We start from the raw sequence: 22,705 nt of genomic DNA on the forward strand, positions 1-22,705 counted from the left end.
TGATGAATTCTGAGATTAAAAAAATTGTTTTAGCTTATTCAGGTGGTTTAGATACATCAGTGATGATCCCCTGGCTTAAGCAGCACTATAAACATGTTGAAATTATTGCAGTGATTTGTAATTTAGGCCAACAAGAAGATTTGACTGCTATTTATCACAAAGCCCTTAAAAGTGGGGCTGCTAAAGCGTTCGTTTTAGACGTACAAGACACCTTTGTGACAGAGTATTTATGGCCGCTAGTCAAGGCAGGTGCTTTGTATGAGGACCAGTATATTTTAGGGACCATTTCACGACCACTGATTGCCCAAAAATTAGTGGAAATTGCCAAACAAGAAAAAGCTCAAGCCATTGCACACGGTGCAACGGGTAAAGGCAATGATCAAGTGCGCTTTGAATACACAATTAATGCTTTAGCACCGCACCTTAAAGTGATTGCACCTTGGCGCACCTGGGAAATTAAATCACGGCAACAAGCCATCGATTATGCAAAACAACACGGTATCGAGCTGTCAGTCACTCCCAAAGCGCCTTACTCTCGTGATCATAATATTTGGTATATTTCACATGAAGGTGGTGTATTAGAAGATCCAGCACAAGACTGCCCAGATGACGTGCTATTAATGACTAATTCGCTGGCACAAACGCCTAATCAACCCGAAAAAATTAGTATTGAATTCATGCAAGGTTTGCCTGTGGCTATCAATGAGCAGCCATTGCCACCTACCGAGTTATTAACCTTGCTTAATGAAATAGCGGGTAATCATGGTATTGGGGTGGCCGATATTATTGAGAATCGACTGGTTGGTATGAAAATTCGCGGTGTTTATGAAGCGCCTGCGGCAGCAGTTCTTTATAAAGCCCATAAAATACTAGAGAGTTTATGTCTTGATAAAGCAACCTTACATCTTAAACAATCACTGCAATCCACTTATGCAAACTTAGTCTATGAAGGTCGATGGTTTTCACAGGCAAGAGAAGCATTAGATGCTTTATTTAATGTTACCCAACAACATGTTAGCGGAACGGTTAGCCTTAAATTATTTAAGGGTAACATCATGCCTGCTGGTGTCACGTCCCCGTTTAGTTTGCATCAAGCAGCGCTAGCCACGTTTGAGGAAGATCATGTTTATAACCAGCAAGATGCACAAGGGTTTATTAATTTGTTTTCATTATCTGCCAAAGTTTACGGCTTAGTGCACGGAGGCAATCATGACGAATAAACCCTGGGGAGGCCGCTTTAAAAAAGCACTCCATCCTTTAGCTACTGCCTTTAATGCCTCTTTAGCGTTTGATAAGGCTCTTTACCCTTATGATATTTTAGGCAGTAAAGCCCATGCAAACATGCTCGGTGCGCAAGGTATTATTCCTGCTCAGGAAGCCAAACTTATTTGTGATGCCCTCGACGCCATTAAACTTGAATTACAAGCAGGGCAACATGTATTAGACGAAGAGTTTGAAGACATTCACATGTTCATTGAACACCTTTTAATTCAAAAAATAGGGGATATAGGAAAAAAACTACACACAGGCCGCAGTCGCAATGACCAAGTTGCCCTTGATCTGCGCTTATATACCAGAGATGCCATTGGGGATGTGAGTGCTTGTTTGCAACAGTTAATTAATCGTTTAAAGGCCTTAAGCTCTAAGCACACTCAGGATAAAATGCCAGGCTATACGCATTTGCAACAAGCACAACCTATTTATTTGTCAAGGTATTTGGATGCTTACCAACAAATGTTTTTAAGGGATTTAAGTCGTTTTAGTGATTTACAAGAACGAATGAATTTTTCACCGCTGGGTGCCGGTGCCTTGGCAGGTAGCCTCCTGCCCCTCGATAGGCAAAAAGTAGCAGAAGAGCTCGGGTTTAAAGGGGTAATAACCAATACCCTAGATGCTGTCAGTGACCGAGATTTCATTATGGAGTTTTGTAGTGCTGCGGCTATTACTATGGTGCATTTATCGAGACTTTGTGAGGATTTAATTATTTGGGCCACCAGTGAATTTAATTTTCTTATTTTAGATGATGAATTTGCAACCGGTTCATCTCTGATGCCTAACAAAAAAAATCCTGATATTTTAGAACTCATCCGCGGTAAATCAGGTCGGGTCTTTGGCAGCTTAATGAGTATTTTAACGGTCATGAAAGGGTTACCATTAGCTTATAACAAAGACATGCAAGAAGATAAAGAAGGCTTGTTTGACACCACCCGCACCTTAACCGCGTGCCTTACTATTTTAGTGCCTTTTTTAGAAAGTGTGACCTTTAATACTGAGCATATGGCGAAAGCAGCAGAAAGTGGTTATCTTGATGCAACAACTGTGTTAGAAACACTAGTTAAGCAAGGCATGCCTTTTCGAGATGCCCATCACCAGGTTGGGTTATGGGTGGCAGCGGCATTGGAAAAACAATGTTCTTTAACGGACTTGCTTAAGGAGATTAGCCCTGATTCTTTTACATCGGCCGCGCATGAATTATCCCATCAGATACAGCAAGAGCCCCTGCCAAAGCCGGCTAAAACAAAACATGTCATCACAGGGCAAGAATTAACTGCGAGTGCTATCGCAGACATACTGCACTTGGCGAGCCTGCTTAAAAAAAATCCTAGCCATTATCAAGATAAACTTAAAAACAAAACGCTTGCAATGGTTTTTGATAAACTCTCCTTTAGAACGCGCTTAAGTTTTAATTTAGCAATAGAAAGTCTAGGGGGCATTGCGATAGAAAGTGTTAATAGCACTAGAAAATCTGAAACACCTAGTGACTTAATCCGCGTTTTAAATGGGTATTGTGATTTTGTCATGGTACGAACGCATGATGATGAGCATTTACAAGAAATGAGTAAGCATGCCACTATACCACTTATTAATGGCTTGTCAGCCTTACATCATCCTTGCCAAATTCTCGCCGACTTACTGTCCTTACAAGAATGCTTTGGCTCGTTGAAGGGTTTAACGCTTGCTTATGTCGGTGATGGTAATAATATTTTAAATAGCCTGTTGCTCATAGCGCCTCAAGTGGGCTTAACCATTAATTATTGCTGCCCTGCAGGGCATGAGCCGGATAACGCCATTTTATCTAACAGTAAAGAGCAATTTCCGGGGCAAATTAATCGCTTTGCTACCCCTGAGGAAGCCGTGCACAATGCGCATGCTGTCTATACCGATGTATGGGTTAGTATGGGTTTTGAGCACACGGAAAAGGGTGATTTTACCGGGTTTCAAGTGAATGAAGCACTGATGGCTAAGGCCCATGCTGACGCTGTTTTTATGCATTGCATGCCTATGGAGCGCGGTAAAGAAGTCTCAATGACTTTGCCTGATAGCCCGTGTTCAATTATTTTTTTGCAAAGTGAAAATCGGCTGCACGTACAGAAAGCGTTATTAATTTATCTAGCCTACTAAGAGTTAATGGGGCAACCATTTAAGCGTTGCCCTTAAGTTTATCATACAGTCAACGAGCTATGGCTTATACAGTCTTCTAAAATCGAGCTAATCCATTTATTAAGCGCAACAGGCGTAACCAAGCTGTCATTATTAAACGTTAATACCGTTAAATTAACGATGTCAGATAACTTAATTAACTCACTATTATAAGTCTTTGGTAAAAGCTCAGGAAATTGGTTAGCCCAGCTTGCTTGAGAGGTTAACTTTTTAAATTGCAATAGCTCCGTTAGGTCTGGATGGTTATTAATATAATGACATAGTATGGGAAAATGTTCAGTTGCTTGTTGCTCTAGCAAATTAATGTAAATCATGCATTTAAGAACTTGTACTTCCGGCTTATCCTGTTCAATATAGCTAAAAATTCCCTTAATCATCTCATAACTTTCTTTAAAAGGTGCTAGTAATGTTGATTTCCCGGCAATGAAAAATTGCGGATCAATGTTGAAATTAAGCCAAACATCAGGCGCTTTAACTAAATTAATAAAGGTTAAAATGCCCGCTGTGGTCAAGCCCTTATTGATTAAGAATAAAAAACCCCCATTGGTAGGCAAATCCTTACCGATACTTAGCATTCTACAAAATAAATCGGTATTATCTTCGATTGATAAATGCTCTAAACTCGATAAATATAAATAGCTTATCGGTTTACCAAGCTCTTTCATGTAGTTTGAATTATTTTTAGCTTCCTTTTCCTCATCTTCAGCCAACTCGTCCTCAACATAGCCTGAATTAATTTTAGCTCCCTTTTCCGTATCTTCATCTGGCTCATCCTCATCAGAATTAGTACCATAGGCCAAGGTTAATGCATTATGAAGGTCTTCAGAATCATAAGCATAAGTAAACTCTGCATCATGCCAGTGCCAGATTTCTTTATTTATGTTTAGCTGTGTTTGTTGTTTTAAGTTATCACTGATGTGCCATAATGCTTGTATTAAGCATTTTGGTGTTTTTGACATGAGTAAGCTATGAAACCGGTCATGGTCAAGTGCTTCTTTAAGGGTGACGTTTTTAAACTTATGAATATTCTCGTAATTGGGGGTTCCTGGAAATGCCATGGCAGCTGAACGGGTAAAAAACCTTACCCCTTGCATAATATCATCAACCGATAACACGCCTAGGCGCGAAATAGGTCTTACATAATATTGTTCAAAACGCGCAATACCTAACGCATCAAATGCCCCGGTCGATAAACAGACTAACTCTTTTTTATCAACGAGCATGGCTTCATTATCTTCTTCTGAGCTTCTTTCTTCGTATTTATGAACATACAAAGACCCTAAATTGAGCAAATCATGTCCTAAGGATTTATCATAAGTATCGAAAGTCAAATGGCCGGTTTCTGTGGTATAAAAAATTTGTTCAGATGGCTCTAGAGTCAAGACTAGCAATCGGAAAGATTCAAGCTGCTCATCACTTAAAGGCAATTGTTTTGGCGCAGTTACTGCAGGAAGTAAAATTGTTTTCGCAGCTTCAGTAAAATTGCCTTCTGAATCTAAAATCCTATAGGTTTTTCTAGGTTTAAAATCTTTAAAAACGTAATGTCTTTCTAAAGTAGTACACATTTGCTGATGGGAAATTTTATCGGCTGCAAACAACGCTAGGGCAATATGAGGTAAATCGCGATGAGAAAAAATAGCAGCATCCCAGTCTGCCGCCTGTAGGGCTATTTCTAATGCTAAAACCTGCGCCTTGTTTAAGGATTTTTTAACAAACTGGCCATTTAAAAAATAAATAAATTGCTGGCTGTGATTTCCCCTAGGATTTACCCATATTTTCTTATCTGAAGTACGTTGATTGTGCCAAAAAGATTGGATGGCATATGCAGCACTGTCCGGGGATTCAAATTTTATAGAACCAGCTAAGCGATTGGCGACAAAATTAATATAATCTTGCGCCTCTATTTCTGATAGTTTAGCTACATAGCGCTCGCGTTTTGGCGAGTAAGAAATTCTTTTAAAATTAGCCCAAGCCTGCTCTGCTTGTAATCTATTAACAATGGGCATGATTTTTAACCTCAATATCTATCTCATTTCCCTTAAGATTACTTTTCTTGCTTAGACTTAGCAGTAAAGATTTATACCTTCAATTGTAAAGAAAAATTATTAAGAAATTATTAAATGAGCTAGTTTTTAATTAATTTTCAGGCTAAACGCACAGTCATTAGGCCGCACTTAACCCAGTTACCTCGCTAGGTACATTTTGGTACCACGTTGTTTGTATGTTTAGCAGGCAAGCTAAATGTATGATCCTCATTGGTGTTTAAAAAGCGCACTATTTCTATTAAAGCTGGTACATCAATTTGTTGGCTAGGCGGAATTGCTAGATTATTTTTTTTAGCCAATTGCAGCCATAAATTATGGATAGGTTCTTGGTTAAATAGACTTAAAAGTGAATCATCCATGGCATTTAAGTTTTTCCACAGGTATTTATCTGCATCTTTTTCAATAGCTCTGGCGTAAAATGCTAATGTTCCTAATGTTACCCCTTTTTTTGCAGCGATTTCTTTAGTTTTTACCGCGCCAACCAATTCTTTCATTAAGTCTCTTTTAACGGAATTGCCTGTGTGTTGTGCAAGCGTATTTAAAAAATCAATGGCCGCTTTTTGCTCTCTAGATAAGACTATTTCTTTGGGGCTGGTTGTTAGTCTTGTGAAAAAATTACTTGGGGTTATCGCATAGCCACTTCCGGGTTTGCAGGCCTTATGTTCAGATAGATTTTGCTTAGCCTCAGGTACTTGATTGTCATAGCAACAGGTGAGTTGGGTTAACATACCAGAAAAAGGGTAATTATCTTTGGTATAAATACCATAGGTTGATACATGCCCCATGGCAACAGCCCAGGGATCAACAATTAAGCAATTTGCTAACTCATTTAAATCATCTGAATTATGATCAATTAACAGAAAAGTATGTGAACCTAAATCATGATTATGGCTTACCATTTTTATGTGCATAGGTGGCAACTGCCCGCTATCAATAAGGTTTAAAAAGTGATCGGCAGCAAGCTGGGCAAAACTGTGACACTCACCCATCTTTAATTTTTTAACGTGTTTTGCCGTTTGTTCTATGGCTTTGCGATTATAGTTAGGTAGGGCTCCTGTACCAATCACCGGCGGGCCATAGTAGTCTTTTTTAGCTTTCTCTAAAATACTTTCTTTTGCATCTTCATTGATACATTGCGGAAATCGTGCTGCATCTGTTGAGGCGTAATCTGGCAGATGCAATTGATACATAGCCTTAGTAAGAGGGGTGTATATAAACGTATTTGGGGCTACCACCCGATGTACTGAAGGCAAACTATTGAATTTAGGATCATTAATTACAGATTGCAGAATTTGCTGATTATAAGCTGAGGTAGTACGGTGACTATCAAGATAGGCTTGTGGGTTAGCAATGAAGGAATTTAAGTCATTATCATTGTTTAATATTGCTAGAAATTTTTCGCTATTTATAATTAAATTTTCTGAAGGTAATTTCGATTTTTCAGAAACAAATCTGGCAAAAAAATTAATTTTATCGTTAAGATTGTCAAGGCCTTGCAGCGTACTTAATAATAGCGCTGTTTCGCTCGAATTTTTATAACTTAAACACAAGTTTTCGAATAAATTTTCGAGAGATAAATTGGCATCACTAGGTGATTCATTTAGAAATTTTTTTTTGAGAATTGTGATAGTGTTATTAAAAATCTTAATTCTTTCATTCTGAATTAAATTAGCAATATCTTTTCTAACCTCACCTCTATTTCGCATTATTTTAAGAATACTTATTAGAATTTATCTACTTATACAGGAGAAAAATTAAGGAATTATTAAGTAATAATTAACAAAATAATTAATCGCTTAATAATGAACAAGAAAATTTGAAAAAATTCAAGCGCTAAATAATTTGATTTAAGAGATTAATTTTAGCCATTTGGCGCAATAAAATTAGCCTTAAAAAATCGTCTATAATTTAGATATAGGATTTGCCATGGAGGGCGTATGTACCGTCTAAGTAGCCAAGCAGATATTACTATTTATGAAAATCCTGCCCGGGATCTCACCGCGGTTCAGGGTAATTCTAGCGTTGTTTATCCTTTTTATAAATCATCGGGTAACAATAGCAAAAGTGACCAAACCTGGTTTCCATGGATGGGTTATTTTGATAAACATCCCAAAAATCCCAATGAATTATATATGGTTAAACCTGATGTTAAATCTCTATCTGCAGAGACTAAAGCCATTATTAGGCAGCATTTAGGTACCAACGAAGTATCAGAGAACTTAATCAGCCGAATGGGCAATGATGAGGCTCTGGCTATTTCTTGTTCCTTAGGGGGCGGTGTATGGGCAACCTACCCAAAGCTTCGGGAAGATATTATGATGGCCTCTGCTACTAAAGATTATATTAAAATGTTACATGTAGAAGCAGTCAAAGAAATGCAGGTTCCGCCTGCACAAAAAGGTCTTACTCCGTTTATAGGTAAAAGATACGAAGGTGAAGCGTTTGACAGTCATGTGGGCATGGCCACAGCCATGGAAGGAGTCGTGGCTAGGCAAGCAGCTAAATTCGTTTCAACCTATTCTGTACAAGATAAAGGCAAATTTCCTAAGACGCAAGAATTAGAAAGCATTGCGCAGCTATCCCATGGTAAATCCATTAGAGATAATTATATTGCCAAACTAGATAAGTTAGGTCTTTTTCAGAAAATCCCACCCACCATGCCGCCGAAGACCGGTGATGACTTAAAAGGAGGCATGCAACTTAAATAAAGCTCTATTTGACTCTAAAATAAACATTTCAGTATTTCCTGCTACACTAAACATTGGCAATTAATAAATGAGTTTATCGTAACTTATTCTTTCTATTATATAAATTTAAGGATAAATTAGCGGCTTATACGATTTAAGCTGCGCTCAATGAAACTATTAGGGAAAAATCATGATAAAGGCTATCCAACGCTGCTTGTTGATGACATCACTCTTATTTTTTTGTGTTAGTACTCACGGAGAAGTAAATCAACGTTTTTTAGAGGAAAATTTAGAAACACTGCTTAAAGAGGGGGGATTTGGTTTTGGTAATCTAGAGCACCGCGAATTAGGCGATTTCATTGCTTTAAAAGGATTACAAAATCCTCATACCAAATTAACGCTTCCTAATCACCTGCAATTGACTTATGGTGAAATTGTCATGCTCGCAGGCGATTTATTCGGCAATCCTAAATACCCTGTATCAAGCTGTCCTTTATCCTCCCCTAGTGATTGCTTTGATGCGCAATTTAATGCACTAGCCTCGTCTCCTATCAAAGAAACCGCAGAACAAGTTAACAAGTTAAAAATTTTTTTTGATGAAATAGATATCCAACTACAACAGGCGAGAAAGCAAGGCCGCAGTGACTGGGATTTTTATCGAGAAAACTCAAGTGCCATGTCAAAAAAGCTCAATCGCTTAACAGGTGGCGGAAGTTTTATTAGTGATTATATTCCGTTTGGCCAATACATTTTATTAGCCCAAGCTAATTTTGATCATTTTGTACCCGATTCGTTGGTCGCTTATCAGGTAGGCCACAAAAGGGCATTGCAAACGGCTTTAACTGCACACCAACTATTCCTGGATAATAAGCTGCAACAAGCCGATGAAACATTACAATTAGCTTACGCACAAAATGCTTTTGCGAATCATTATTTAACCGATTCCTTGTCTGCTGGCCATATGCGTACCCCAAGGCGCGCTATTGCCAACATTTGCTTACCTGCGGTTTTGAATTTGCTGATTGCTAATTTAATGCATGATGAAGACAGCCATCAAGGGCTGTGGGTTTCTAATTCAGAAGGAACAAGTTGGTTAGCTTATGGTGATGGGGATTTATACAGTGATAACAGTGCCTTTCATCGTGAAATGATCCTTAAAATGATGCAACTGTCTGCCGATGATATTTATAAAGCATTTCAACTTGGCACCATCCCGAACACGTTTCCAGAAATGGCTCTTATGCCTCTTTATCAACAAATTGGCGAGTTAAATAATACCGCGCCCTTATTTAAATTAGAAAATGGCAAGCTTTGGAAACGAAAAAGTAATGATAACCCTTGGGACTTTAATTGGACTGACGTGTGGAGCCCTTTAGTGACTTTGCTAGAATTTGAAATTAAAAATAAATAACTATGCCCTCAAAGCAGGGCATGCTATTTAAAGTTTACAAGTTGGTTGAGAAGAATGCGCTTCTTCTTTAACAGGTTTAGTTTTATCTTTTGGTATTACACCAATTGGCACAATGCTATTGTCAAAGAAGAATGCTGCTTGAGTCAGCTTAGCAATATAGTTTTCTGACTTAGTTTTTTCTGCTTTATTGTCATCGTTATTTAATTTATGTGCTTTAAACATACCTATCCTTTTACGTAAAAAAAGAGAGTCCACTTAATATTTACTTAAGGTTTATTATTTATCATTTTGCCTAAGTTATATTAGCTATCATAATAAATATGTCTAAAACAAAGCAAGATCTAACAGCTGCAAAATCATTTAATGTCGAAAAATTTACTGAACAGGTTGTGAAAGGCGCTATTGTAGGTAGTATTAGTACAACAGCTACTTTCTTTGGCATTGACAAGCCATTAGCACATGCGACTAAAGCTGCTGCAGAAAAAAATTACTTTCACTTTCCTAATCCAAAAAATTTTCTACTGTCTTGGAATAATAGTCTTTATGTAAATGCCTATCGGGCTACTTGGCAGCATCCTGTTAAAGGATATTCAATGGCTCTCTTTAATTCTTGTATGAAAAATATTGTTCTTTTTCCAACAAAATATGTGACTGAGAAAGTAATCTATACCTTAACTTCTAGTGAAGAGGCAGCAAAAAACTATTCTGGATTTTTAGCAGGTATGTTTACTGTTTATGGTACAACACCTATCTCTGTCTTAAAAACAAGAATGATGACCAACGTACCGCTTAAAGACTTGAGCATAAACCGGTTAATGTCAGGCGTAAATGCCATTGCCTTACGAGATGGCATTCAATATGGCATTTATTTTAATACTCTAGAATTATTTAAAGAAAAAATGGGCGATAATTTTCTTGCTGCAGGAGCCGCAGGAATTCTTGGGTATACGCTTAGTAATCCTCTGAGTGTCATTGGTCTTAACCAAAAAACATCAATAGAGCCACTTAATATTGCTGACATGGGTAAGAAAATTTATAAGGCCAATGGTGTAAAAGGCTTTTATCCCTTAATTGCCTTATCTGCTTTTGGCATGTTTGCTCGTGGTGTAGCCATTAGTAAAGGCCTTGAATTGTATGATTCTATCACTGAAAGTCAGGCTCAAAGTAACAAAGCCAGGTAAGCAACACGCCGCCTAACCCAACGATTGTTTGTTGGGCGGCCTTCATTTAGCCCTACCTTCCATAAATACCTTAATTGGTAAGGTTAAGCTTTATATATCATCAGCATATGTAATTATTCGATTAAGATGCTCTGATAATAATTGACGAACTCTTATCTGCTTATAAATCTCTTCTATCATTTTTTTAGCGCAAGTGTGCACAACTTGATTTAAAGCATCCCAAGAATCTTCGTGTTCACCCCTACAGACTGCTTGTGCTCTTTCCATCATGATTTGCAGTTCTTTAGGCAAGTGATTAATTGCCCAGGCGGCTGCTTTAAGTTTAGAGCGCATGGCATCTGTTGCCAGCGTGCTCCAAATTCGTGCGAGCGTTAACAACACGTTGCATGTATCTGTTGCAATAGTTGCCATTAACTCTTCAATCGAATCAATTGAAGCTAATATAAAATCTTTATAAGGAACGCGACTAAGTAGCTGTTGAGGGCTTGGACCAAAAAGAGGTTGGCTGGCTAGTAAAACTTGCGTAATAAGCAAGGCTAAATCAGGAAGCGCTTTGGTTGCCCAAGGTTCAATATTACCTTGTTCAAAAGGCACGCGCAGCCACTCCCCATATTGAAAATCAAATTTGGGTGGATAATGCCAAGGATTTATTTCCGATTTAACAGCAATCGACATTTCAATAGGGCGCTTTAAACTTTTTTTATAAATGCCTGAGATTTGTAGTAAGTGCGTAACGAGCTGCTTTTTTTCTTGCGTATTAGTTGGGCGGTTCACAACAACGAATAAATCAATATCACTGTATTTTTGCAACCCACCAACAATAGCAGAGCCATACAAATATACGCCTAGTAGACTGTTTCCTAATACTTCTTGCAGTAGATTAAGACAGGCAGCAAGTTGGTGTTCTGAGTTTTTTTCTAATTTAAATTTCATAACCTGCAATTCATTGGTTATTTTCCATTCTTTATGAATATATAATTCTTTAAATGCCTATAAAATAGCTTCTAACTTTTTTATAATCGCCCAACATGGTTGGTAGGATAACTTATGAACACATTTTTAGTCACGAAAAAAAAGCTAGCTCTCTGCCTTGCTGCACTAACATTAACTCTGCCTGCGCAGGCGATTACCACTGCTGACTATGCAAAATTATTTAAAGGGTATGATGCTTGTTTTATTCTATACAATGTAAATGACCATAAAATCATCAGCGAATACAATCCCAATAATCGGTGCAATCAACGCCTTGCTCCCGACTCTACCTTTAAAATCGCCTTATCATTAATGGCGTTTAACCAAGGCACGATTAATCAAAACACAGAATTTAAGTGGGATGGACATAAAGGGGTGCTACCTGAACATGACCGTAATCAAACACCAGCCAGCTGGTTAAAATATTCAGTCCTTTGGGTTTCACAACAAATTACACCGCAATTAGGTGAGGCGCGTATTAAGCATTATTTAGCTGGATTTGCTTACGGTAATCAAGATTTTTCTGGCGATAAAAATAAACACAACGGCCTTACCCATGCCTGGCTTTCAAGTAGCCTTAAACTATCTGGCTTTGAGCAATTGAATTTTTTAAAGGCTATGTTAACTAACGAATTACCAGTTAATGCCAATGCTGTTAAATACACGAAAGAAAATTTGTACTTAGGCAAACTTGCTAATGGCGCTGATTATTATGGCAAAACTGGTTCAGGCAGACATGGTCGTAACGAAAGATACGCACATCCTAGTCAATTACGCGATGGTTGGTTCGTTGGTTTTATCGAGCAGGGTAAACAACAATATATTTTTGTAAGTAATCTTACCGATAAACAAGTGCAAGCGACAATTGATCCAGCCGATGGCAGTTTAAAGCCTTTTGGAAGTCAGTTGTTAAAACCTATTACTATGAACATATTAAATACACTCCTTAAGCCTAAGGTTTAAACTTAATCTAATAAATTTACTTTATTGTATATACTAAGTATAATTATATTAAGTATATACTTTTTGAGAAAAATATGTCTATTGTGACTTTAACTAAATGGGGAAATTCCATTGGTGTTCGTATACCATCAGCTATTCTTAAAGAAGCTCATTTAAATCCCGGCGAAGAATTAGAGATTACAGCAGATGAAAAGGGTGTGCTGACCCTAATTCCCATAAAAAACCAGCAAGAAAACTGGCTAGAGCAATTTAATGCTGCTGCAGATTCAGGTAATGAAAAAACCGCTATTAATATAGTTAATGACTTTGATAAAGATGAATGGACATGGTAAAACGGTTTGATGTTGTTTTGGTAAACTTAGATCCAACGATTGGCTCTGAAATAAAAAAGACGCGTCCTGCAGTCATTATATCACCGGATTCAATGAATTTAAGTCGGTTAAAAACGGTTATTATTGCACCCATGACCAGTACGATTAAAGAGAATTTCCCAACCAGGGTTATGACGCTATTTAAAGATAAGCAAGGGCAGATAGCACTCGATCAATTAAGAGCAATAGATCGCTCACGTATTATCCAAAAATTAGGAGTTATTGAAAAAAAAGCGCAAATAAGTGTATTAACTATTTTAGCGATTTTATTTCAAAAATAGGTACGTTTACTAACAACAGACCGTCGGTTTTGCTATAACTTAAGTGCCACATCGCTGGATACCGCGGTCAAGCCGCGGTAATTCGTTTTTCTCTCTCTGACTTCTTTGTATTCTATTTTCTCTTTGGCTTCTTTTCACTCTATCGAAATACCGTGGCTTGACCACTGTATCCAGTCTGATTTACATATTAAAAGCCTGATTAGATGGAACTTCTAAATGCTTTGAACGCACACATTCAATCATCTCGCTAGTACGTTTTAGGATTTGATCTGCGAGGTAGCCAGGTTGATTATTAATAGTTCCCATCGCTTTAGCAAATGATGTGTAATGATTCTGATTAAGTGATAATTCGCCTGCAAAAACAGTTTTTACCACATCATAGACGCCTTTATGCTGCGTTTTGGCATTTTCTAATAGTTGCGGGTTCATTTCCTTTAATGATGCAATAGCTGCCTTCAATACATTATATATAGCTTGCGGTTTAGGGCCTGGCGCGACTTTTATTTTTTGCCATGGCAGTGGTTCAAGCATAGCCTTTTCAATCAAAGCAAAAAATAAAAGTGAAAAATTATCAATTCTTCCTCGCGGTTGTGGCCCGGTTTCAAAACCTAATGCATAAATAAGATTTTGAATATCTTCCAGCAAGTGATCACGCTCTTTTTTTTCTAACTCTGTAAGGCTTACGGTGGAAGCTTGCGGGTTTCTGGTAGCATTTAATTGGCTCTCTCTAGCCCTTTGCTCTCTTTCTCGCTGCTGACGCAACGCTGCAGCTGACTGCCTGTCTCGTTGCTGCATCTCACGTTCCTGCATTGCTCTTGCTAGAGCGGCATCATTTGCAACCTGTTGATTGTTGCCGTGCTGATGTGAGCTAGTAGTAGAATTCGCTGTTTTAATAGTTTCAGGCTCGCTACTTTCTCTCTGATATTGTTGGTTGCGCACATTTGCATTGACTTTCAAATAATCTTCAACGGCTGACGCAATATTGTATGCTTTTGCATACCCTGTAATAGGTTCTCTATTTAAGGGACATAGTAAAGTTTGACCCTTGTTTGCTGCTTCTTGCAATAATCTGACAATAATTTCTTTTTCATAAACTCTTCCAGTTGGAAAAACCGTGACTGGCTGTAAAAAAATTAATTGGGTTATAGGGCAAATTAGATGCTCGGGTATTGTTAAAGGTTGGGGTGCTTCAATGTTACTCATTTCATGTTTACTAATCATAGATTCTCCTTAAATTTATTATTATTTGCTGATTAATCAGTTGCTGTTTCTTAGTATCTTAGTAAACATTAATAGGCTGGTTTTTGTTAACTCGTAGGGGCAGTTTTATTACCTATAAAAAAATTTAGGCATAATATAGAAGGAAATTTATTAGGTATAGTTATTTATGAAAAATTTTCTTATTTAATTGATTTTAAATTAGAAATTGAGGGCACGTGGGCATAAGCGAGTGGCTGAGTAACTTACTAAGAATTAGGAAGCTACTCAGTCAGGCATTTCTTATAGATTGCTAAAATCACATGATAGTGCAGGGATTTTCAATGTTCTCTTTCGAGTGCTCAATCTCTTTCACAGCAGTAAATAAGGTTTTAGGCGCTCCCTGGACTGTGGTTGATTTTCTCCACCAGTCGGAACTAGAATATGTTCCAGGGCTTGTAATTAAACTGCGCCTTAATGCAAGGTTTTCAAAGATAAGCGTGGCACATTCCTTCATCGCTTTTTCATTCATACCCAACGTACCTTTACTAGCTTCCATTATAATTCGTAAGGTTAATTCCAAAGGGAAAAAAGTACTAGCTGAAAAAACTGACAGGTTATCCGGATTAACTCTATAATAAATTTGCGCAAATACGATGCAGGCATTAACAAAAGCAGCTTGAGATTGTTGAGTTTTTTTACGTCTATTAATTTTCGTAGCATCACTTAATAAGGGATTCGTTCCACCAGGCGGATTAAAGGAAAGTAGGTTAGGGTTCTTTCTGATAGCATCTAATATCTTTTGCTGTGTTTTTGATTCAAGATCAAAATTATCTACGAAGGTAAACCCATAAAGAGAGCATTGATTAGGATCTGAAAATAAAGGAATTAGTTCGGATACATGCCCATCCGCTAAATTACAAAAGTTCATACTTAAAGAGTTTAGGGTTAAATTATTTCTAATAAGTTTTTTGATAGCATTCATGTCCTCTACCCAGACGGAGTTAGAGTCCAGGATTAACTTTTTGATAGAGCAGTTTGATGTACGTAATCCTGTGACTAGGCTATCTAAACCATTCGAGCTAATTCCTATTGAATTAAGGTACAGTACTGTTAAATTTTTTAATAAGGGTAGTTCATTCACTAAATACTGAATGCCGTCGTCACCAAGATTATTACTACTTAAATTCAATACCTCAATTGCACAATGATGAGTTAAGGCAGGCAATAAATCCTTCGTGGCTTTTCCGGTAAAACCGCATTGATTAAGTGTTAATTCTTTTAAAGGATGTTGATTTAAGAAAGTTGCAAGTTTTTTAACGCCGTCATCGCCTAATTGGATGTAATTTATAGTAAGTGCTCTAAGCGATTTAGATTCCATCAATCCATCAACAAAGGTTAGAGGCGCAAGATTTAATGAGCTTATTTTTCCTTGTAAGTAAATCGATTCTAGGCTCTTATTATTCATTAACAGCGCGCCTAAATGATTCATAGATGCTAGGTCATCACAATAAAAATAAAAATCAAGGTGTTTAATCTGCGCATTGCCGTTTAGGCATTCTAGAAATCCCATTACTTCTGGCCCGCTTAAGGATAAATTTTGGAGATTAATGGTGACCGTTTCTAAAGTGGGAATGTTTTTTAACGCCTGGCCAATTGCTTGGGCACCGGCTTCAGTCCATTGAAGCTTACAAGAGCTACCACGGTCTATTACTTTAAATTCTTTTAAAGTAGTATTTGTTTCTAGGGCTTGTGCAAGAAGCAATAAATCAGCATCGTAATACTGGTAAATAAAGTGCCCGGCATAATGGGGATCAGGTATAGGATTTACGGCGATATGAGTGAGTGATAAGCTAGTAAGGTTATCATCATTTGCTAAACGCTTAATAACCTCAGGTAAAGTTTCAATTTTAGATTGCATTAGAAATTCTCAAAAAATGATTTAATTGGCCGCAGATTATACAATGCTTATTCTTAACATTTTCTTAATAGAGATTAAAATCTTCATTTTGCTTAATTAACTATATAAATTGGCCAAAAAATGAATTTTTAATTATTAAATCTGGCTAGAGAACTAAGGAGTAATGGAACAGAAAAATGCGCTAAGTACTTGGCTCATCGCATTTAAAATAGTTAGCATTCAAGCGTGGTAACAGCTGATTGGAAAAAAAGGGTTCCTCTACGTTCCAAAATAGAATTGCAGCGCCTAAATAATCGTTTGAGAAAGAATAGAAATCAGAAAAACTGTATAAATTACCGGTGGATGGATTTTTATAGGTGTAATCAGGCTCTTGGATAGCGATAGCGGTCAATAGTTTACCTCTAAATTTATGAAAAAAAGGATAGCTATTTTTCATTTGCGAGTCTTTAAAAGGCACAACATCTGGACCACCTAAGCCAATGTGATGCTTGATAGCGAAAGCAAATAGCCTACTCATGTAATGGTGTTCATTATTCCATTCGCCAGGAAAGAAATTGACATACTGAATAACGCTACTCTTTTTAAAAGCCTTTTTTAAATAGCTTATATTATCAATGACTGAATAAAAATACTTATCAAAGGTGAAATCTTTAGGCAAATGGTTAGGATCAAAATCAGCGGATGTTTCTGGGAGATTTATACCGTCAATTTTTCCATCAAATTGCGCTGCTAATTTTTTTAGTAATAAATGAAAACGAGCCCTAACCGCAGGATCCCAGGTTCGGGCTACCCATCCTGTAGTAATAGGTAGTCCTTCGCCTGGAAAATCATGTTGCATTTCCACGCCACCGTGATATCTAGTTTCTGCGCGGATATAATCAGGCACATTAAATTCATCTGGAGTAAAAGAGCGGTCTTGTATTTGAATAAATAACTTTTTATGCGCTTGATTAAGAAACTTTAAATCATTTTCAATTTTTTCAAAGTCATAAATACCTTTTTTAGGCTCTAATTGTTTCCAAGAATAAATTATTTGAACGCCACTTACACAATTATTCGTAAGGACATGTTCATAGGCACTGGCATCATCTCCACCTAAAAACAAAAATAATTTTGGTAAACTAGCTTGTGCGCAAGTAAGGCTATTAAAAAATAATAGGGGCCCAAGAAGCCATGTCTTTTTAATGTTCATTAAATATCCTGGATTATAATTTGACTTTATCTAATCTAATGAATAAAGCGATACAAGATCTTCACTCGGCTCAACTTTTTTAGATACTTGCTGAGATGCAGTTTTAAAAAAGCGAATTGCAGCCCATACATCTTGAGAAGTAGGTAAATTGGCTTGAGCTGAATCTCTTATTATTCCTGTAGAGGCTAATCGATTGCTTGATGAGCTAGGCTCTTTTAATTCAATCTCATCTTCAGATGAATTAGGCGAAGCTTTAAGTTGTAATAACTGTCTATATTGGCCTTTTTCGAACAAGGTAATATCAGTTATATCTTGCTGAGATAACGGTAACTCTGGTTCGAGGGCACCTAAAACAGCCCAGCCAGCTACTTTCTTAGTTATTACCAGTGAACTAGGACTGGTTGCCTGTAAAAATTCTTTTCTTAATTTCTCGACTTTAGCTTCATTATTTTTACTCGGCACACAAGAGATACATTCGATAGGCATTTGCTTATCTTTATTTCTTAAGTTTGAGTCTGCGCCAGCGGCTATGAGTAAACTAGCCGATTTAAGCAACTGATTAGTATAGAGACTGCTTAATCTGTCTGCAGCTTCATGAAGTGGGGTATTGCCAGAATTGCTTTTTAGATTTGGGTTAGCATCTTGGGATAATAACAATTCAACCACTTCTGGGGATGAAACAGCATAAGTTAAAGCCGGTCTGTTGTTATCATCGACTGTGTTAGCATCCATACCTTGATCCAAATACCACCTAATTATATCAATCACCGCATTTTTCAAAACCTGATTCTCGTATACTTCTCCAAAAACGTTTGCTAAGTGCTCTTCTTGGGCAAGAAGGGACGCATATTTTACATAAAGAATAAATTTTTCCTGATTATTTTCTGCTTGATTCAATTCTACTTTTAATTTAGCTTGTGTTGATAAATGGCCAAACGCTTTTTTTTTCTGTTCTTTTAATCATTGTTTAAACCTATCAAATTTGTTTAAAAAATTTATTTTACATCATCACCGCAGTATAAAAGAAATTATTTATGATTTTTTTATGATCACTATGATATATTTCGCCCCTATTTAAAAAGAGTAATTATTATGCAAAATATACGTTATGAAACAGAGGCTTATCAAATTTGCTTACTCCAACTAGGTATACCGCCTGTGGGGTAAGGGGTAATTCGTTTGCACATTACGCGAACTGAGCAGGGCGCATAGATATCTTAATATGGTTTAAAGAACATGATCCTGAGCAATTATTAGAAAAAGACAGAATAAGAGAGCCGGTAGCTTTGATAGGTAATAATAAAGACGCCACCTTAAAAATGAAAAACCCAGAGAGCCTATGACGATGGATTTCTTTGGTTAAAAATATTCTAAATAATAGCGAAAAAGAAGAAAATGAGCTGGCAAATCAATCAACAGTAAATGGTGTTTAACTTTAGAGGCATTAATTAGGTCGTTGTGAATCTTTACGAAGTAAAGGTGATGGAATATAGTCAGGTACGTTTGTCAAAGCCCGACCTGGATTGCTTCGCGTCGCTCGCAAAGACGAACAAAAGGATTAAATCAAATGGCGACTTTAAAGCAACGCTGAATAGCGACTGCTCAAAATGACCTTGTAGCCTGGGTGAAACGCAGTGAAACCCGGGTTTCTGTCCTTTGGGCCTGCGCCTGAGCTACGTTTATTTAAATCACAACCGAAATACCGCGGCGTGTCTGCGGTATCCATTGAAGTGGCACGATGAGTATGGATACCGTAGACACGCCACGGTATTTCGGATTTAAGTTAGATAAAGCAAGTAGAGACTGTCTTAAAAAAACAAAAAACTTTTAATGCAATATTGAGGCTAAGTTGAGTAAAGTAATAACGTATAAAATCCTAGTAAAACCCTAGAAAAAGTAGCTTTTTCTAGGGTTACCCACTAAGTCTGATTATCACAATAATCAGACTTAACATTTAGGATTTAAGGATGGAAGGCTCTCTATGGAAGGCTCTCTTTTGTCAAACAAAGCCCCTTCCTTAATATGTAAGTTGATTTGTATTACTAAAATATTCATAGTGCCTTGCACTTCAGTAAGTAAGTAGCAATAATTTCAATTTTTTATATTCTTCTTCATTCTCAGAACGTGGCGAGACATTGAATCGGACTTAATAAATTAGATAACTTGTAGCTGAATGGTTTATCAAGTTAAAAGCTTGGCAAGTCCCCATGCTATTGTTAGTATATTTTTTTACTATTTGTTAAGTTAAAGGAATAACGATGCAGTATAAAAAAATATTCTCCTATTTTGTCATTCTTTTTTTTGTCTTTGTAAATACTGTATTTGGCAATACGAAGACAATAGCCAGCCCCATTTTAACAAAAATTCCTGGATTATCTTTTACAAGCTCTGTAGGACAACTAACTGTTACTAATTCATCAGGAAAAGACATTGCAGTGTCTACGATGTTACTGAGTTTTTCTCTCGATCAAGCAGGTATTGCTGGTTTATGGGGAGCACCTTGGTTAAATTGGCAACCTTACACCTCTAGCTATGCAAAAAAAGATTTAGCTTCTAGTGATTATCGGTTTGTTAATCAAGCTAATTTACCTAACAATCTATTCCAGGCAGGATCTTCTATTACTGTGCAATATTCGCCACAGCCTTGGAATAATCAAGCTGTGCCTGAGAATATTGAATTGTTTCACTTATCCTACACTTTAAGTCCCGTTGCCATTAATTCCTCTGTTAGCTATTCTGGGGGGGTTAATACACTAACCATTACTAATGCTTCAAATGCACCTATTAAACTAAAAGGCGCCCAACTTAAATTCAATTATGGAGGGCAAATTGGTCCTTCTATTTGGGGCGCACCTTGGGTGAATTGGACAGTAGGAAATTCTGGGCCTGATTATATTTTAAACGCTGGCACAGCCGCTCAAATTCCAGAAAATGGCATATTAACTGTCTCCTTTGCTGGTGATTCTAAGCCTATTACCAATATTTCATTATGGGTTCAAAGTGATGGTGATACCACCAGACAAGGCAGTATGAAAATAAATATACCGGCCGCTCCTGCAAATGTAACAGCAAATCCAAAAATTACACTAACTGGCCCTAGTTACCCGAATGGCCAACTTTACACAGGGAGTTGGGGACAGCCTCTAACGATAAATAATTTACAAGGAGGAAGTTATACTCTTTCAACACCCGATATTCAAATTCCGACACAAATTTATACTGCGAGCTTTTCGCCTAATCCAGTGATTGTCAGTGGCCCTAATCCGGTGAGTGTTACTCTTTCATATACTACTCAAAAATCGCTAGCTAAATTAAGCATAATGATGCCAGAGGCGCCTGAACTAGGTATTGCTGCACCTGTTATGACTGTACAAGGCCCAGATTTTCCAACAGCAACAAAATTTTCAACTAATTGGGGAAGTAGCTTACAAGTCTGTGCTAATGGTGCTAGCACTTGTTGTGGAATATCACCAGGAAATTATACGCTCTCTTTTTCTAATATCTATTCTTCAACAGACGCGTTTATGGCATCTGGTTTTTCTAATCCAGTTGTACTTAAAGCTAATCAGGATGTAAAGCTGCCAATTACCTATGTGCCTATTCCAAAGGGAAGTTTTTTAGTAACAATATCGATGAGCACGCAAGCTAAAAAAACAAAACAGCAAAATTTTATTGTATCCTTTACTAATTCTGTTGGGCATATTTTTACTAAAAATTTAGTCGGAGGCGCAAACTCTGTTTCACTTCCAAGCAACGATACTTATACTATTTCTGCGCCTAACTTAAATGGCAAAGTTGCAACGGTCACACCACCTAGTATTACCGTTACTCCTACAGGAGCACCTAATGTTTCTATTAAATATACGGATAGTGCGCCAGGTCATTTCGTTGTTTATTTTGGAGGTTGGCAAGGTGGTCTTTTTAATCTTAACACTAACTTACCTTCTAACGTAACCGCTGTTAATTTGTCTTTTGCTAATATTACTTCAAACTTGCAAATTGATACTGCCCCTTCTGGGTGGTTAACCAATATTCCTGCACCTAACGTTACTATGCAGCCAAGTTATGTTAATTGGACAGTATATAAATACAATCATCCTAGCACCAAAGTTCTCTTAGCGATTGGTGGAGCTACGTATTCAGCAATTTGGAATAATGTGCTTACTGCAGCTAATGCAGAGACGATTGCTCAGAACATTGCGAAAGTGATTAACACCACTTACCCGGTCTATAAAGGCAATATTTCCTATCCTAATGACTTAATAGGACAAGTAACTATTGACGGTGTTGATTTAGATGTCGAAACGGGTGGGCGTTTAAGTTCTGCTATTAGTAATAATATCGCTTTATTAACAACTCATTTGAAGAAGTATCTTAATCCTGGGAAGTTAATTACTTTTGCTGGGTTTTCTGTTGGAGCTGATCCGAATGATAGTCAGTGTACAGTACCTGAAAGTATACACTGCGGCGAAGATATTCCACTTTTACAAAGTACAGGCCACTTATTTGATTGGGTAAATGTAATGGCTTATGATGCTGGGCAAAAATATGCAACATCTCTATATCAAATTGCGATGGCAAACTATGCTAAATACTTACCGAAGAGCAAATTATTATTAGGCTTAGACATTCAACTGCAGTGGCCTGGTTTTTCAGAAACTGCCGAACAGTTAGCTGCTAAGGCGTTATGGCAAAAACAAAATGGCTATGGAGGTGCTATGTTTTGGGGCGTGAATGTACAAAATAACCCTACTCAAGAACTAGAATTCATTACAGCTATTTCTGCAGCCTTAAGATAAACTAGAATCTAGGCCTCACAATCTCCCGTGAGGTCTAGAAGCTATCAATACTGATAAAAACTGGCTTATACCTATCGAAGGATAGTTTGTACAAGCATGCAACAGGCCCTTTAATTTTGTCTTGTGCTAAAGATATTTATGAGATTTATTAATAACATACTAGAAGGAGGCTTACTTTTTAAAAAATAAAATCAGCTTTAGAGCTTTATTTATCTAGTTAATAGATAACTAGATTTATTCATCT

17 protein-coding genes and 1 pseudogene are annotated in these 22,705 nt (G+C 37.2%); 10 read left to right on the forward strand and 8 right to left on the reverse strand.

Annotated elements, in window-relative coordinates; all coding sequences use genetic code 11:
* Positions 1-2: 2 nt before the first annotated feature.
* From DYE47_RS06895 to argF, 3 genes and pseudogenes are all read left to right on the forward strand, one after another.
* The gene (locus tag DYE47_RS06895) at positions 3-1,220 is read left to right on the forward strand and encodes an argininosuccinate synthase (protein ID WP_115302566.1); all 1,218 of its coding nucleotides are present in this window, start codon (positions 3-5) and stop codon (positions 1,218-1,220) included.
* Positions 1,210-2,478, forward strand: a pseudogene (gene argH / locus DYE47_RS16540) (argininosuccinate lyase); the annotation flags it as partial. The gene DYE47_RS06895 and the pseudogene argH, both read left to right, overlap by 11 nt.
* Before the next feature lie 21 nt (positions 2,479-2,499).
* Complete coding sequence (argF, locus tag DYE47_RS16545) at positions 2,500-3,402, forward strand: ornithine carbamoyltransferase (RefSeq protein WP_342352893.1); 903 nt, start codon at positions 2,500-2,502, stop codon at positions 3,400-3,402.
* Positions 3,403-3,443: 41 nt separating this feature from the next.
* On the opposite strand, the gene DYE47_RS06905 is transcribed toward argF, so the two are convergent.
* Both DYE47_RS06905 and DYE47_RS06910 read right to left on the reverse strand, forming a co-directional pair.
* Complete coding sequence (locus tag DYE47_RS06905) at positions 3,444-5,447, reverse strand: hypothetical protein (RefSeq protein ID WP_115302567.1); 2,004 nt, start codon at positions 5,445-5,447, stop codon at positions 3,444-3,446.
* A 185-nt stretch (positions 5,448-5,632) separates the two neighbouring features.
* A complete protein-coding gene (locus tag DYE47_RS06910) occupies positions 5,633-7,192 on the reverse strand; it encodes a hypothetical protein (RefSeq protein ID WP_115302568.1) in 1,560 nt (519 codons plus the stop codon).
* Between the two features lie 231 nt (positions 7,193-7,423).
* Here DYE47_RS06910 and DYE47_RS06915 point away from each other — a divergent pair, with 231 nt between their 5' ends.
* Together DYE47_RS06915 and DYE47_RS06920 are read left to right on the forward strand one after the other, a co-directional pair.
* The gene (locus tag DYE47_RS06915) at positions 7,424-8,194 is read left to right on the forward strand and encodes a hypothetical protein (protein WP_115302569.1); all 771 of its coding nucleotides are present in this window, start codon (positions 7,424-7,426) and stop codon (positions 8,192-8,194) included.
* Positions 8,195-8,363: 169 nt separating this feature from the next.
* Positions 8,364-9,584, forward strand: coding sequence for a phospholipase (locus tag DYE47_RS06920; RefSeq protein WP_115302570.1), 1,221 nt, complete (start codon positions 8,364-8,366; stop codon positions 9,582-9,584).
* A gap of 27 nt (positions 9,585-9,611) precedes the next feature.
* Here the strand turns inward: DYE47_RS06920 and DYE47_RS06925 are convergent, their stop codons facing one another.
* Complete coding sequence (locus tag DYE47_RS06925) at positions 9,612-9,806, reverse strand: hypothetical protein (RefSeq protein ID WP_115302571.1); 195 nt, start codon at positions 9,804-9,806, stop codon at positions 9,612-9,614.
* 98 nt (positions 9,807-9,904) lie between these two features.
* Between DYE47_RS06925 and DYE47_RS06930 the strand changes: the two genes are divergently transcribed.
* Positions 9,905-10,765, forward strand: coding sequence for an MC/SLC25 family protein (locus tag DYE47_RS06930; RefSeq protein ID WP_115302572.1), 861 nt, complete (start codon positions 9,905-9,907; stop codon positions 10,763-10,765).
* A 90-nt stretch (positions 10,766-10,855) separates the two neighbouring features.
* Here DYE47_RS06930 and DYE47_RS06935 read toward each other — a convergent pair whose 3' ends face one another.
* Entirely contained in the window at positions 10,856-11,698 is an 843-nt protein-coding gene (locus tag DYE47_RS06935; protein WP_115302573.1) for an aminoglycoside adenylyltransferase family protein, read from the reverse strand.
* Positions 11,699-11,812: 114 nt separating this feature from the next.
* On the opposite strand from DYE47_RS06935, the gene DYE47_RS06940 reads away from it, so the two are divergent.
* From DYE47_RS06940 to DYE47_RS06950, 3 genes are all read left to right on the forward strand, one after another.
* Positions 11,813-12,700 (forward strand): penicillin-binding transpeptidase domain-containing protein, encoded by an 888-nt coding sequence (locus tag DYE47_RS06940; protein WP_115302574.1) that lies wholly within the window; start codon positions 11,813-11,815, stop codon positions 12,698-12,700.
* 74 nt (positions 12,701-12,774) lie between these two features.
* Entirely contained in the window at positions 12,775-13,032 is a 258-nt protein-coding gene (locus DYE47_RS06945) for an AbrB/MazE/SpoVT family DNA-binding domain-containing protein (protein WP_115302575.1), read from the forward strand.
* On the forward strand, positions 13,026-13,352 hold the full coding sequence (locus DYE47_RS06950; protein WP_242604164.1) for a type II toxin-antitoxin system PemK/MazF family toxin: 327 nt from the start codon (positions 13,026-13,028) through the stop codon (positions 13,350-13,352). The genes DYE47_RS06945 and DYE47_RS06950 overlap by 7 nt, the downstream gene beginning before the upstream one ends.
* 180 nt (positions 13,353-13,532) lie before the next feature.
* Here the strand turns inward: DYE47_RS06950 and DYE47_RS06955 are convergent, their stop codons facing one another.
* The 4 genes from DYE47_RS06955 to DYE47_RS06970 all read right to left on the reverse strand — a co-directional run bounded on the left by DYE47_RS06955 (position 13,533) and on the right by DYE47_RS06970 (position 18,559).
* A complete protein-coding gene (locus DYE47_RS06955; protein WP_115302577.1) occupies positions 13,533-14,573 on the reverse strand; it encodes a U-box domain-containing protein in 1,041 nt (346 codons plus the stop codon).
* Between the two features lie 295 nt (positions 14,574-14,868).
* A complete protein-coding gene (locus DYE47_RS06960) occupies positions 14,869-16,470 on the reverse strand; it encodes a leucine-rich repeat domain-containing protein (protein WP_115302578.1) in 1,602 nt (533 codons plus the stop codon).
* Between the two features lie 181 nt (positions 16,471-16,651).
* Positions 16,652-17,662, reverse strand: coding sequence for a hypothetical protein (locus DYE47_RS06965; protein ID WP_115302579.1), 1,011 nt, complete (start codon positions 17,660-17,662; stop codon positions 16,652-16,654).
* Positions 17,663-17,692: 30 nt separating this feature from the next.
* Positions 17,693-18,559 (reverse strand): ankyrin repeat domain-containing protein, encoded by an 867-nt coding sequence (locus tag DYE47_RS06970; RefSeq protein ID WP_115302580.1) that lies wholly within the window; start codon positions 18,557-18,559, stop codon positions 17,693-17,695.
* 1,361 nt (positions 18,560-19,920) lie between these two features.
* On the opposite strand from DYE47_RS06970, the gene DYE47_RS06975 reads away from it, so the two are divergent.
* The gene (locus DYE47_RS06975; protein WP_115302581.1) at positions 19,921-22,461 is read left to right on the forward strand and encodes a glycoside hydrolase family 18 protein; all 2,541 of its coding nucleotides are present in this window, start codon (positions 19,921-19,923) and stop codon (positions 22,459-22,461) included.
* The last annotated feature ends 244 nt before the right edge of the window (positions 22,462-22,705 follow it).

Source organism: Legionella beliardensis (genome assembly GCF_900452395.1).
GTDB lineage: Bacteria > Pseudomonadota > Gammaproteobacteria > Legionellales > Legionellaceae > Legionella_C > Legionella_C beliardensis.

Coding starts and splice junctions, on each gene's coding strand:
- DYE47_RS06895 (WP_115302566.1), top strand. CDS start 3: ATGAATTCTGAGATTAAAAAAATTGTTTTAGCTTATTCAGGTGGTTTA.
- DYE47_RS06905 (WP_115302567.1), bottom strand. CDS start 5,447: ATGCCCATTGTTAATAGATTACAAGCAGAGCAGGCTTGGGCTAATTTT.
- DYE47_RS06910 (WP_115302568.1), bottom strand. CDS start 7,192: ATGCGAAATAGAGGTGAGGTTAGAAAAGATATTGCTAATTTAATTCAG.
- DYE47_RS06915 (WP_115302569.1), top strand. CDS start 7,424: ATGTACCGTCTAAGTAGCCAAGCAGATATTACTATTTATGAAAATCCT.
- DYE47_RS06920 (WP_115302570.1), top strand. CDS start 8,364: ATGATAAAGGCTATCCAACGCTGCTTGTTGATGACATCACTCTTATTT.
- DYE47_RS06925 (WP_115302571.1), bottom strand. CDS start 9,806: ATGTTTAAAGCACATAAATTAAATAACGATGACAATAAAGCAGAAAAA.
- DYE47_RS06930 (WP_115302572.1), top strand. CDS start 9,905: ATGTCTAAAACAAAGCAAGATCTAACAGCTGCAAAATCATTTAATGTC.
- DYE47_RS06935 (WP_115302573.1), bottom strand. CDS start 11,698: ATGAAATTTAAATTAGAAAAAAACTCAGAACACCAACTTGCTGCCTGT.
- DYE47_RS06940 (WP_115302574.1), top strand. CDS start 11,813: ATGAACACATTTTTAGTCACGAAAAAAAAGCTAGCTCTCTGCCTTGCT.
- DYE47_RS06945 (WP_115302575.1), top strand. CDS start 12,775: ATGTCTATTGTGACTTTAACTAAATGGGGAAATTCCATTGGTGTTCGT.
- DYE47_RS06950 (WP_242604164.1), top strand. CDS start 13,026: ATGGTAAAACGGTTTGATGTTGTTTTGGTAAACTTAGATCCAACGATT.
- DYE47_RS06955 (WP_115302577.1), bottom strand. CDS start 14,573: ATGATTAGTAAACATGAAATGAGTAACATTGAAGCACCCCAACCTTTA.
- DYE47_RS06960 (WP_115302578.1), bottom strand. CDS start 16,470: ATGCAATCTAAAATTGAAACTTTACCTGAGGTTATTAAGCGTTTAGCA.
- DYE47_RS06965 (WP_115302579.1), bottom strand. CDS start 17,662: ATGAACATTAAAAAGACATGGCTTCTTGGGCCCCTATTATTTTTTAAT.
- DYE47_RS06975 (WP_115302581.1), top strand. CDS start 19,921: ATGCAGTATAAAAAAATATTCTCCTATTTTGTCATTCTTTTTTTTGTC.